Annotated in this window: 13 protein-coding genes; 9 read left to right on the plus strand and 4 right to left on the minus strand. The window is 58.6% G+C overall.

What is annotated here, in order from left to right:
- The first annotated feature begins 552 nt into the window (after positions 1-552).
- Positions 553-1,944 carry an NAD-dependent succinate-semialdehyde dehydrogenase gene (locus ACN2TU_RS02555; protein ID WP_435152697.1) on the plus strand — a complete coding sequence of 464 codons (1,392 nt, stop codon included), beginning with the start codon at positions 553-555 and terminating at the stop codon, positions 1,942-1,944.
- Here ACN2TU_RS02555 and ACN2TU_RS02560 read toward each other — a convergent pair whose 3' ends face one another.
- The 3 genes from ACN2TU_RS02560 to ACN2TU_RS02570 form a co-directional block, all read right to left on the minus strand.
- Entirely contained in the window at positions 1,945-2,748 is an 804-nt protein-coding gene (locus ACN2TU_RS02560; RefSeq protein WP_435152698.1) for an endonuclease III domain-containing protein, read from the minus strand.
- 301 nt (positions 2,749-3,049) lie between these two features.
- Positions 3,050-3,466: a DUF371 domain-containing protein gene (locus ACN2TU_RS02565; RefSeq protein WP_435152700.1), complete on the minus strand. Its 417-nt coding sequence runs from the start codon at positions 3,464-3,466 to the stop codon at positions 3,050-3,052.
- 26 nt (positions 3,467-3,492) lie between these two features.
- Positions 3,493-3,654 carry a hypothetical protein gene (locus ACN2TU_RS02570; RefSeq protein ID WP_435152702.1) on the minus strand — a complete coding sequence of 54 codons (162 nt, stop codon included), beginning with the start codon at positions 3,652-3,654 and terminating at the stop codon, positions 3,493-3,495.
- Between the two features lie 413 nt (positions 3,655-4,067).
- Between ACN2TU_RS02570 and ACN2TU_RS02575 the strand changes: the two genes are divergently transcribed.
- From ACN2TU_RS02575 to ACN2TU_RS02585, 3 genes are all read left to right on the plus strand, one after another.
- Complete coding sequence (locus ACN2TU_RS02575; RefSeq protein ID WP_435152704.1) at positions 4,068-4,931, plus strand: coiled-coil protein; 864 nt, start codon at positions 4,068-4,070, stop codon at positions 4,929-4,931.
- Between the two features lie 58 nt (positions 4,932-4,989).
- On the plus strand, positions 4,990-6,006 hold the full coding sequence (gene sppA / locus ACN2TU_RS02580; RefSeq protein WP_435152706.1) for a signal peptide peptidase SppA: 1,017 nt from the start codon (positions 4,990-4,992) through the stop codon (positions 6,004-6,006).
- A 434-nt stretch (positions 6,007-6,440) separates the two neighbouring features.
- Complete coding sequence (locus tag ACN2TU_RS02585; protein ID WP_435152708.1) at positions 6,441-7,529, plus strand: aldo/keto reductase; 1,089 nt, start codon at positions 6,441-6,443, stop codon at positions 7,527-7,529.
- Between the two features lie 5 nt (positions 7,530-7,534).
- On the opposite strand, the gene ACN2TU_RS02590 is transcribed toward ACN2TU_RS02585, so the two are convergent.
- Entirely contained in the window at positions 7,535-7,678 is a 144-nt protein-coding gene (locus ACN2TU_RS02590) for a hypothetical protein (protein ID WP_435152709.1), read from the minus strand.
- Between the two features lie 214 nt (positions 7,679-7,892).
- Between ACN2TU_RS02590 and ACN2TU_RS02595 the strand changes: the two genes are divergently transcribed.
- The 5 genes from ACN2TU_RS02595 (at position 7,893) to ACN2TU_RS02615 (ending at position 12,775) form a co-directional block, all read left to right on the plus strand.
- Entirely contained in the window at positions 7,893-9,248 is a 1,356-nt protein-coding gene (locus tag ACN2TU_RS02595; protein WP_435152710.1) for a polysaccharide deacetylase family protein, read from the plus strand.
- A gap of 92 nt (positions 9,249-9,340) precedes the next feature.
- Positions 9,341-10,480, plus strand: coding sequence for an MFS transporter (locus tag ACN2TU_RS02600; RefSeq protein WP_435153629.1), 1,140 nt, complete (start codon positions 9,341-9,343; stop codon positions 10,478-10,480).
- Between the two features lie 61 nt (positions 10,481-10,541).
- Positions 10,542-11,645 carry a glycosyltransferase family protein gene (locus tag ACN2TU_RS02605; RefSeq protein WP_435152712.1) on the plus strand — a complete coding sequence of 368 codons (1,104 nt, stop codon included), beginning with the start codon at positions 10,542-10,544 and terminating at the stop codon, positions 11,643-11,645.
- A 26-nt stretch (positions 11,646-11,671) separates the two neighbouring features.
- The gene (locus tag ACN2TU_RS02610; protein WP_435152713.1) at positions 11,672-12,154 is read left to right on the plus strand and encodes a DUF7109 family protein; all 483 of its coding nucleotides are present in this window, start codon (positions 11,672-11,674) and stop codon (positions 12,152-12,154) included.
- Positions 12,155-12,178: 24 nt separating this feature from the next.
- Positions 12,179-12,775: an NUDIX hydrolase gene (locus ACN2TU_RS02615; RefSeq protein WP_435153630.1), complete on the plus strand. Its 597-nt coding sequence runs from the start codon at positions 12,179-12,181 to the stop codon at positions 12,773-12,775.
- Positions 12,776-12,871 lie beyond the last annotated feature (96 nt).

Consider the following 12,871-nt stretch of genomic DNA (forward strand, 5'->3'; position numbering starts at 1 on the left):
GTCACCATAAGTATGCGGCGCGTATGCCCGTCAATGAGGCATTGATTTCGAGAACAACGAGAGGGTAGGGGGTTAGCAGAGGTCAGAGCAGGACGAACAGGTGTTGTTCTCCGAGGTACAATGGCCAGCGCAGGACGAGGAGGTGCAGTAACTGACGCCGACGCACCATCGCTGGCGCCGCCGTCCCACCAGGCGTCACAATCCGGTTGGCAGAAACATTGTGGCGTGATACCTGAAGCGATATCGGCCTCGGTGTTGCCCGCTTCAACCCCGAATGAACGGTTCGAATCGCCGTCGGGTCGAAGCGTTGCCGACGATTCGTCCAATTCAGGGAACAGAATGAATTTGAGTTTCGATGCTCGAAAGAACCGTTCTCCGAGTAACGTCGGTTGTGTCTTCTTTCATATTTGTTCCTCCAGTGGCATTGGGTGCCATGGTTTTGTCAAATTTTAATTTACTTAATAATATCTTAAATTTATTAGAATATGGATTCGGAGCAGGGGTGGCGTCTCCCGCCAGAGCGTACATAGTCCTTGACGATGTCCACCGACCATGGAAAGTCTCAATCCAGCGACTGGGGAGGTATTGGAAACGTTCGACGGAGACGACGAGGAGTCGGTGGATGGGAAACTCCAACGAGCACACGAAACCTACGAAGAATGGCACGAATGGACCATCGAGGAACGCCAGCAACTGCTCTCGAACGCGGCCGATGTCCTCCGTGATAACAAGCAGAAATACGCCGAATTGATGACGAAGGAGATGGGCAAACCCATCGACAGTGCAGTTTCGGAGGCCGAAAAATGCGCGTGGGTCTGTGACTACTACGCCAAACACGCCGGCGAGTTCCTTCAGGACGAACGTATCGGCACCGAACCCGGCGTGGATAGTTATGTCTCCTACGAACCGCTCGGCCCGGTGCTCGCGGTGATGCCGTGGAACTTCCCGTTCTGGCAGGTGTTTCGGTTCGCCGCACCGAACCTCACGGCGGGCAACGTCGGCCTGCTCAAGCACGCCTCGAACGTCCCGCAGTGCGCCCTCGCAATCCAAGAGGTGTTCGAGGAGGCGGGCTACCCGGAGGGGGCTTTCACCACCCTCCTCGTCGGCTCCGACAAGATGGAGTCGGTTATCGAAGACGACCGAATTTCGGCAGTCACGCTCACAGGGAGCGAACCCGCGGGACGTTCAGTGGCCGAAACCGCCGGGAAACATCTGAAAAAGACCGTTCTCGAACTCGGCGGAAGCGACCCCTTCGTCGTCCTCTCGGATGCCGATATCGAGGACGCCGCGACCACGGGCGCGCAGGCTCGCTGTATCAACTCCGGCCAGTCCTGCATCGCCGCAAAACGCTTCATTGTCGTGGAAGACGTACACGACGAATTCATCGAACAGTTTACCGAAGCGATGGAGTCGATGACCATCGGTGACCCGATGGAGGAGGATACCGACATCGGCCCGCAGGCCCGTGAGGATTTGATGAACGACCTTCACGAGCAGGTCGAAGCGAGCGTTGAGGCGGGCGCAACGCTCGAAATCGGGGGCGAACCCATGGACAGGGTGGGGCCGTACTACCCACCGACGATTCTGACCGACATACCGGACGGCAGTCCCGCCGCGAACGAAGAGTTGTTCGGCCCCGTCGCGTCGGTGTTCAAAGTCGCGGACACCGAGGAAGCCATTCGGCGCGCCAACGACACGACGTTCGGACTCGGTGCGAGCATCTGGACGCAGGACAAGCGCCAAGCGAAGCAGGTCGCCAGGGATGTCGAAGCCGGCTGCGTGTTCGTCAACGAACTCGTCAAATCCGACCCACGAGTGCCCTTCGGCGGCGTGAAAAATTCGGGCTACGGGCGCGAACTCTCGAAGCAAGGTATCCACGAGTTCGTCAACAAAAAGACGACGTGGCTGGCGGAGATGTCGAGCACCGACGAGATGATCGAGTAATCAGTCGGCGTCTGCCGGATCAACCACTTCACCACTTTCCACATCTACTCCGACCTGCTCACACAAATCCGACATCGGACAGGCTTCGGGGCCGTCCAAACACGCGGGTTTTCTCGCCGTGCAGAACTCTCGCCCGAACTGGATGCTCGCCGTATGTCCGAATCCACATTTGTTCGCCGGAATCTCGCGCTCCAGCACTTCCCGCACTTCCTCATGGTCGGCGTCCGCGGGCGCGATTCCGAGTCGGCGATAGATTCGGTGGACGTGCGTATCGACGGGGAAAACGCCTGCCTGCCCACCCGAAAACAGCAGGACGCAGTCCGCCGTTTTCGGGCCGACGCCGTTCATGTCGAGGAGGGCGCTTCGAACCTCGCTGGGTTCGCCCTCGGTAACGAATCGGTCGAAATCCGCCGCACTGCCGTATTTCTCGAGAACCTCTTCGCCCGCTTCGATGAGGACGTCGGCTTTCTGGTTGTACAGTCCGGCAGAGCGAATCGTGTCGGCGAGGTCGTCGTGTTCCGCGTGAGCAAGCGATTCGGCGAGGTCGTCGCCGCCGTATCGGTTCATCAGGTCGTCGTGAGCCGGTTGGCTGGCTACGTCGCTCGTGTTCTGGCTCAATACGGTTCGAACGAGGCAGGTGAAGGCGTCCTGCCCACCGTAGGTTTTCTGCCAGTATCGTTCGCCGAGTTGGTCAACGACCTCCTCGGCGCGCGTTTTGGCTTCGCTGGGGTCGAAGGTATCCGCGATACCGCCGCCTTCGGGGCCACCACTGATGTTTTCTATTGGCTCGCGGTTGTCGCCCATAAGATTGTGTTGGAACACGATTCTCAATTAGATTCTGGCGAACAGGATTCCCACCCGCTCTTAGCGCTCGGGAGTGATTGCGAGGTGCGAAGTACCTCGATGTGAACGGCGAAGCCGTGAACGACTCGTGCGAGGGACGAGGGAATGATTCGAGACGCGACCCAGTCGCGTCTCGATGCTTGCGGTTTATCCGCGAGCAAGTGACTGAGGAGGTTGGGGAGGACGTGGTGCGGTCTGATTGGAGTCGGCTACTGCTGGCAAAGTGGCGACAAAATGAGCAAATTCGAATGTAACCGTCCCCTCACACCTCTACTTGTACTGTCACCGTCACGTCCGCACCCTCGCCCAACGCCGAAACCAGTTCCCTGTCGAAACCTTCAGCGGCGAACTCACACCCCAGAACGAAGGTTCGCTCGTCGATGTAGTCGCTGGTTCGACCGACCATACTTCGGTCGCTGTCGAGTTCGAGGTCGGGGTGTCCGTGCCCGGAAACCGTCTCTTCGTGCCCGTCCGCTTCGATGGTCATCGTGATCGTGGCGTCTGCGTCTCGACACGCCTCGACAAATTCGGGGCCGAAGTCGGCGGGCGAACGGTCGGCCTCGATAGCGAGGATACAGTCACCGGCAGGTGTGAGAAAATCGTCCGTCGTGACCTCGAACGTACTCGCGTGCTCGGCGGTCACGTTCTCGTTCCCGCGCGCATGAACAACTTCTTTCATGCCTTTCGCTTTTCGCGGGGGCTACTTCAGGGCCGTTGTTTCGTGACGGTCACCGTCACCGTTCCACAGTCACATTCGTAGGCGTGCCGAACACCTGCACTGGTTTCCATCGTGAGCATCAACTGATGCTCGGCGAGGTCGCGGTCACATCCGGCCGCTTCACACGCGCAACGCAGGGTTTCTATCATACGTTCCTCTCCGTGTGCCACCCATGTTAAACCGACCCGTGTCCGGAGTGAAAGTGAAAGTATAGGCGAGAACCGATTCTTCGGTGGTTTCGGCAACTATCGAACTGAATTTTCGCAACAATTCCTGATAATCGCTCGCGTATGTCCGCTGTTATTTATATACATCTGTATCGGTGTGTGTCAACCGTTTCCACGGGGTTTGGGGCGTGTGCTAAGCGTTTACACATATTTTGAGGGCACAATCTTTAAATAGCTATACCGAATATCTGGTAGTACCTGAACGCTTCCGGCGTCACGGTAGCACCGCGCGTCAATCAATGATACGGGAATATTGTACTCGACTGGTTGGTTATCAACAAACAGTAGCGATGCTCTCGTGCCCCGGAGCGGAAGGAACCGAGGTTTAACTAAGAATGGTAAGCGTAACAGAAGAGGATCTTCAGAACAAGTCGAAAGGTGAACTTATTAAACTCGCAGGACAGCTCCGAGACCGGCGAAACGAGCTGAATCAGAAGGCGAGCAAGCGTGCGTCCAAGCGTGACGATCTCAACGCGAAGACGCGCGAGAAGGTGGACGAGGCGCAAGAACACCGCGAGAAGCGCGACGAGCTGAACGAACAGGTTCAGGAACACAAGAAGCTCCGCAACGAACTCAACGCGGAAGCGAACGAACTGTTCGAGCAGGTCGAAGACCGCAAGTCCGACCTCGAACTCGACGAGGGAAAGGATCTGGAGCAGCTCAAGAAAGAAATCGAAGAGCTTGAGTTCAAACAGCAGACCGAAGTGCTGTCCACCGAGGACGAGCGCGAACTCATCGAGAAAATCGAGGCAAAGCGCGACGAATACCAGAGTCGCAAGGACAAGCTCGAACAGAGCGACGACCTCGAGGAACTCGTCGAAGAAGCCGAGGAGGTTCGCGCCGAAGCGAGCACCCACCACGAGAAGGTGACGGAGCTCGCGGACAACGCCCAGCAGCACCACAACAAGATGATCGAGGCCTACCGAGAGGCCGACGACATCCGTGACGACGCCGACGAGATGCACGAAAGCTTCGTGGAGGCCCAGGAAGCCGCCGACCAGCACCACGAGGATTTCGTCCGCGTCCAGAAGCGTCTGCGCGAACTCGACAAGAAAGAAGAAAAGGAGCGCAAGTCCGAGAAGGCCAAGGAGCGAGAAGAAGCCAAGGCCGAGGCCGAGGAGATCTACCAGCAGTTCAAGGAAGGCGAGACCCTCGACACCGAGGACCTGATGAAGCTCCAGAAGACGGGTCTGCTCTAGATTCTGTTGATTCTCTCGTAGCGAACGTTTAACGCGGTCGAACACGCATTTTCTCCGTATGGCAAACGGAACTGACTCACAGGGACGGCGCCGTCTCGTCGTCCTCGTCGGGATAGTCCTAACATTGGCGGTCGCATGGTGGCTGTTTTTCGCCGTCCCGGATTCGCTCGAGGAACTGTTCGGCATCCTCCTCATCCTCATCTCGGGCGTCATCGGCGCGAGATTCGCTGGCCGATTCGCAGCACACCGATTTCCGGAGTACGATGTTGCGGAAGTCGCCGTCGACGGCCCAATCAGCAGGGACGGCCGCGGAAGGGTTCCCTCGGCGGGTGGAACGCCCGCTGACGACATCGTGGAGCAAATCGACCGGGCGGACGACGATTCGAACGCGAGCGCACTCTTGCTTCGACTGAACACGCCGGGCGGCGAAGTCGTCCCGAGCGAGGATATCCGCCTCGCCGCGGAGCGTTTCGATGGGCCGACCATCGCCTATGTGACCGATGTGTGTGCCAGCGGCGGCTACTGGATCGCCAGCGGGTGTGACGAACTGTTTGCCCGCGATGCAAGCCTCGTCGGAAGTATCGGCGTCATTGGGTCACGGGTGAACGCCGCGGAGTTGGCCGACAGGTTCGGCCTCTCCTACGAACGACTCGCGGCTGGCAAATACAAGGACGCGGGCATCCCGTTGAAGGAGATGGGGGAGGACGAACGCGAGTACCTCCAGGGTCTTATAGACGGGTTGTACGAGGATTTCGTCCAGCGAGTGACCGCGGGCAGGGACTTGGACTCTGAAACGGTGCGCGAGACGGAAGCCAGAGTCTACCTCGGCGACGAGGCTCACGAACTCGGTCTCGTGGACGAAATCGGTACGCACGAGGACGTGGAAGCGCGACTCGCGGAGCGATTGGGCGTCCCCGAGGTTTCGGTACAGGAGTTCGAACCGCGAAGGCCACTGCGGGAGCGATTCAGTGTCGGCGCGCAAAGCGTGGCGTACTCGTTCGGCGCTGGTGTTGCGAGCGTTCTCAGTGGGGACGAGGGCAAACGAGTCGAAGGATTCGAATTTCGAGTTCGCTAGCGACGACAGGGATGACTTGGAGAGACGAGTTACGTGATTGGATTTGGTCGTGTAGGGACACGGTCGATTTTGTTTCGATGACGACTGCTGATGCCGACTCCAATGAACCCGCCTCCGCAACCGCAGGGCGGGCAGGTTGAGGCCTGCCCGCCCAATCCAAATTTGGTAATCCGATTTTGCGTGGGAATGCGTCTTTTCTGGATGCAATGCAAACCTGTCCAATCACTTGGCGAGCGAGTGCGTCGCACTCGCTCGCCTGCGGTTGCGGTGGCGATTATTTGTAGTCGGCAGTAGCTAGCGACATCCCAAAACCTTCGTCCCAAATTCATCATCTCGAAACGGACATCATCAACTCGAACTGACATCGATGGCAACGGACACCGTGAACCCGCCAACACCCCGTGCTTTTACCTCCCAAACGACAACCACAAGCCATGGCCACAGAATCGGGAACCCACGCCTATCGAAACGAACACGGCGACGAGTTCGGGCGAACCTACTTCCGCCGACTCGGCGACTTTGCGGTGTCGAGCATCGGGGTAGGAACCTATCTCGGCGATCCGACCGACGAGGTAGACGAGGCATACCACGACGCGATTACGACGGCGTTGTCGGGCGGCAGCAACGTGATTGACACCGCCATCAACTACCGATGCCAGCGGAGCGAGTGCGTGGTCGGGCAGGCCGTCGAAGACGCCGAGGTTGACAGGGATTCCGTATTCATCGCCACGAAAGGCGGGTTCGTCCCGTTCGACCGGGAACGACCGGAGAATCCGGGCGCGTTCGTCAAAGCCGAGTATTTGGATTCGGGCCTCATCGATCGAGACGACCTCGTTCGCGGAAGTCACTGCATTGCACCCGAGTACATCGACGACCAACTGAATCGGTCGCTCGACAATCTCGGCCTGGATACCATCGACTGCTACTACGTGCACAATCCGGAAACGCAACTGCTCGAAAAATCCGAGGAGGAACTGTACGACCAACTCGAAGCGACCTTCACCCGACTCGAAGCACGTGCCGCCGAAGGAGATATCCGCCACTACGGTATCGCAACGTGGACCGGGTTACGGGTTACACGGGGGCACGACGACTACCTCTCGCTTCGAGAAATCGTTTCTCGCGCACGAAACGCCGCGAAAGCGGCGGAAAACGCGACAACGCACTTCCGCGTCGTGCAACTTCCCTTCAACGTCGTCATGGCCGATGCGTTCACCATCGAATCACAGGATGGGCCAGAGGGTGACCAGAGTGCGCTCTGGTTCGCCCACGAAGCAGGGTTGAACGTGATGACCAGCGCGAGTATCGCACAGGGCGACCTCGCTAAGGAACTGCCGGGCGACGTGGCCGAACGACTAGAGGGAGATACGACAGCACAACGTGCCATCAACTTCGCACGAAGTGCCCCCGGCGTGACCTGTTCGCTCGTCGGTGCGAGTACGTCGAGCCACGTTCGAGAGAATCTGGATGCAGGCCGCTACGATCCAATGGGTGCGAACGCGTTCGATGCTGTCTTCGAATGAGAATGTCAAATCGATATATGGTCTGGTGAGCTACTTTCTTGTTCACAATACTTCTCACTCGCTACCACATCCCAGACATGAACGAATCGAGAAGGTTTGGCCGGATCGTTATGCGTTTTGAGTGATTTCCGGCACGTAGAGCACGACAATCGCCCGTACGTGTCTTTCTCGACGTTCCTTTTCGTAGACCACTTCGGATTGATTACATCAAATTATCATTTTATTGTCATATGGCAAATGCTTATTAGCAGATCGGATTGATGCCGTAACTGAACGTGAGATGGTTTTTCAATTAAAGATTCTAATCCATATTGAAAATACTCGATTAATATATTTTTCAACTATACTGAGTTGTCCACTCTTATGGATAATGTGCCTGTAGAAACTCCTCGCCGCCGCTTCCTTTCTTTAGCTGGTGCCACTACCACTGCCCTCCTCGCCGGATGTACCAGCGACACCTCTCGTTCGACGACCGAAACGACCACGGGGACGACATCGGCTACGGGTGGAACGACGGCAGAGACGACCGGGACAACCGAAACGACCACCAATCCAAAACCGACGCTCCGAACAAAGTACAACAGCAGAGAGCGATACGGCTCCCCTGGAACGAGTTTCGACGCGTTCGAAAACCCGTCACACTGGAAGACACTGGAGGGCGAGAAAACGCCCGACAGGAAGACGAAACACACGGGGCCACAGTGCCTCCGGTTGGTCGGTACGGATGGTCACCACGTCATTCTTCAGCGCGAATTCACGGAGGCGATGGATTTTTCGAACCACGATATGTCGGCGATGGTTCGAACGACGACGCTCGACAAGATCGGATTCTACATCTACCTCCTCGATGCAGCAGGCAACTACGCTGTACTGGAGCTGCGTGACATTACCTATCGGAAACCGGATATCGGGTGGTTCCGCACGTGTCCAGGCGTCTTCAAGACCAGTGAAACGGAGCCGGATTTGACCAACATCACCCGAATCAAACTCCAGGTCACCAATGCGACGAGCGACGACGTGGAAGCGTGGGTGGACGACGTTCGATTCCATCCGAAGCCCGAAAAAGGATACATCGTTCTCAGTTGGGACGACGGCAAACGGAGTTACTACGAACATGCCGCGCCGGTTGACGACAAATACGATTTACCTGCCGTCCTGACCCAGCCACCGCAACCCGAAGCCGTAGAGCATGACATTTTCATGTCTATCGAGGAACTACAGGAACGACAGTCGAAGGGGGACGAAATCGCGGCACACGGGAGCGTCAAGAATCCGTTCGGTGAAATCTCCGCGTCGAAACTCGACGGCATCCTCCGACGTAACAAACAGTGGCTCCTGAACAACGAGTTCGGCGGAGCCGATTTTATCGTCTACCCCGGAAACAATTTCGACAAAACCGCACTCGAGGGTATCTCGAAATATCACTACATGGGCGGGATGAACCAGTCGGGTAACGTCAACACGACGGGCGTCCACGGTTTCGACCCGCTCGTTCTACCCCGAACCACCGGTCACGATTTAGAAATCTCGAAACGTGTGGTCGATAACGTCGCGAATCATCGCAACTGCGGTATTCTGAACTTCCACGACTTCACGAACGGCAATACGATGTCGGTCTCCGAGTACGAAAAACTCCTTGCACACATCGATAGCACGTCGGGTGTCGAAGTCATCACTTTCTCCGACCTCTGGCGGATGCGAACGGACACCACGGCCTGACGGACTCTCTTCCCCGTTTCGGAAGGTTTGACTGTCCCCTCCCGAAACCACATCACGTGTCCCGTGGTCGCCTCTTTGCGTCGCTCAGTTCGATGGTCTTTTTAGTTAATTTTGCACGTGTGGTGTTCGCACCCCTCCTCGAACCGCTCAAGGATGCCTTTCCGGTGGGTGACGCCACGGTTGGACTGATAGCCACGCTGGTCTGGCTTGGAAGTGCGCTACCGCGAATACCGACTGGCTACTTACTCACTCGCGTTCCGCGCCACCACGTCATCCTCGGAACCGGCGTCCTTCTGACGGGTGCCGCCGGGTTCACCGCACTCGCCGACTCGATACCGATGCTCGGGGTGGGTGGGTTCCTGATGGGTGTCTCGAGCGGTGCATACTTCATCGCGGCGAATCCGTTGGTGAGCGAGCTGTACCCCGAGCGCGTCGGACGAGCGATCGGGATTCACGGCACGGCGAGCCAACTTGCGGCCGTCGCCGCCCCCCTATTCGTCGGCGTCGCACTGGCACCGGTCGGTTGGCGGGGCGTTCTCGGCTTCGTCGGTGTTATTGCCGCGATTACTACGGTCGTCTTCTTCGTCATCGCTCGCCGTACCGAACTCCCCGATGCGGGGTCGGCAGACCGCGACCTTTTGGCAGCGTTCCGCCGCCAGTGGCCCCTCATTCTGAGTGGTGTCGCTATCGTCGGCGCAACTGGATTCGTTTGGAACGGCCTGTTCAACTTCTATCCGACGTACCTGCAAGCGAAGGGACTCGAACCAAGCACGGCGAGAAACATGCTCACCGTCATCTTCGCGGCAGGCGTTCCGGCGTTCTGGTTCACCGGGCGACTCGCGGACCGTCTGCCACACGTGCCCCTCATGCTCACCATTCTGGGAGCGTTTGCCGCCTGCTTGCTGGCGATGACCGCTGTGCAAGGGTTCGTCGCAATCCTCGTCGTGACCATCGTCCTCGGATACGTCATCCACTGCCTCTTTCCGGCACTCGACACCTACATGCTGGATTCGCTTCCCGACGAAAATCGAGCCAGTGCCTACGCGCTCTACAGCGGAATCATGATGGTCGTGCAGGCGGCCGGTAGTTCGGTCGTCGGCGCGCTGCGGGATGCAGGCTTCGTGTTCAACGACGTGTTCCGTGCCTTTGCTGTTGGCCTGTTCGTCATTCTCGCCGTGCTACTCGTTTTGCACCGGTCGGATCGACTGCCGACCGACGCGGTGACGAGTTGACCGACCACAACCCCTGCCGACTTCACGTCCTTTTTCATCCCGCTCCGCTAAGCTCACTCCAATGGAGTACGTGCAGGAGCAGGTGACGACGCTCCACGACTTGACGGGTCGGATTCCCGACGCCCCCACGGATCGCACTGCCGTGGTCATCCCGATGACCGCCCGCGAATATCGGTCACGGACAGCGAGTCGGATTCTCTCGACCCTCGAATCGGTCGGCCCGGGGAAGGTCGTCGTCCCGCTTCGCGCACCGCGCGACCGCGTCGGCGCAGTTCACGACTGGCTCGGGGAGTTCGACCTCCCGCTCACCCTGCTCTGGTGTAACAGCCCTCGCGTCACGAATTTGCTGGCGAAACACGGTTTGAACGGCGAGTCGGGCAAGGGGCGGGACGTTTGGCTCGCCCTCGGGGTCGCGGCGGCAGAGTCGGATTTCGTCGTCTGTCACGATGCGGACGCGAAGACGTACACCGACGAAATCGTTCCGCGATTGCTCTCTCCGCTCGATTCAGGATTCGAGTTCACGAAGGGCTACTACGCCCGTGTCGAGGACGAACGACTGTATGGGCGTCTCTTTCGACTTTTCTACGCGCCGCTCGTCCGGGCACTGCGGGAAGCCAGTGACGCACCGGTTCTCTCCTATCTCGGTGCCTTCAGATACGCGCTGGCGGGCGAGTTCGGCATGACCGCCGAACTCGCGTCGAATCTCCGTATCGAGCGCAACTGGGGGCTGGAAGTCGGCACTCTCGGCGAGGCGTTCAAACGGGTCGGTTTCGAGGGAACCGCACAGGTAGACCTGGGCCGGTACGAGCACGACCATCGTGGCGTCTCGGGGTCGGGCGGACTCTCCGCGATGAGCGAGGGAGTGGGACGCGCACTCTTTCGGGTCTGTGAATCGAACGGCGTCGTCCCGGCCTACGAAACCCTGCCGGCGCGCTATCGAGAAGCGGCAAACCGGTGTATTCGGCAGTACGCCGCCGATGCCGAGTTCAACGACCTTCGATACGACGCGGCGGCGGAGCGCCGACAGGTCGGGACGTATGCAGATGCGATTCGGTCGCCTGACGAAATGGGTTGGGAACTGCTCCCGGTGTGGACGGATGCACCAATCGACCCTGCTGTGGTTCGGAAGACAGCACGGCTATCCCTGCCCGAACGCCAACACTAATATCGGTGGGCCGACGCTTCCCGGTAATGAGCAAGACGAAGGACGAACTCGCCGGGGTGGTTGACCTCTTTGACGCGCTCTCCCGCGACGAACTGGCCCAAGCCCTCACCGAGTTGGCGTACAAGCAGGGCAAGGTAGTCGATGAATCGACGTTCGAATCGGTCATCGAGGACGCCGTCCAGGATTTCTATCTCGTGGAGGCCGAAAGCGACGGAAACGCGGACGGCGATGACGCAACCGTGCTCGTTCCCGGGCCGGTCGCGTTTCCCACCCTGCCGGAAAACGGCGAGGATCTGCCACACATCATGGATGTGCCGGAACGTTCCGTGAACCGCGAGCGAATCGGCGAGCGAGTCAAATCCCACCTTCAACGGGAGGCAAAAAATGCGGACGGGGAACGTGCGGGGCATCTGCTGGACGTGAGCTACGACCTCGAAGCGTGGGCACCCGTTTCGGCCGACGACGTGCGCGACCGATTGGACGAATCGCTCGACGACCGGGCAAATTAAGGTCAAATAGAGCAACCAATGGACATGGAATTGGGTCGCGTGGCCGACTACGAACCGCGGTCGGTCACGGACGAGAAGCGCGACGCCGCCGTGCTCGTTCCAATCGTCGAGCGTGAGGACGGTCCGTATCTGTTGTTTACGAAGCGAGCCGACCACCTCGGCGAGCATCCCGGCCAGATGAGTTTCCCCGGCGGGGGTCGAGAACCCCGGGACGGCGACCTCTGGGACACCGCCCTCCGCGAGGCCAACGAGGAAATCGGGCTGTTGCCCGACGAGGTCGAGCACGTCGGCCAGTTGGACGACATTCGAACGATAACGAACTACGCCGTCACCCCCTTCGTCGTCCGGATTCCCGACCGAACCTACGAACCCGACGAGCGCGAAGTCGCGGAAATCGCACTGCTTCCCGTTTCGGCGATGATAGACCCCGAAAACTACGAAAACGAACAGCGCGACCATCCGCATTACGGCGATATCGTCATCCATTTCTTCCATGTTGATGGCTACACCGTTTGGGGGGCGACCGGGCGCATCGTCGTCCAGTTGTTCGAGTTGACGACCGACTGGCGCGCTCCGGATCGGATTGATAAATACGTTGACACAGACCCCGATTTGGGGTAGCGAACTGGTTTTTCGGGGGTTGGTGCCGGTTGATTCTGCTGATTTTGGTCGCTTCTGAAGCTCGAAGGAATCACGACCCCAATCAAAACAGTTACT

The sequence above is a fragment of the Haladaptatus marinus genome (assembly GCF_051194195.1).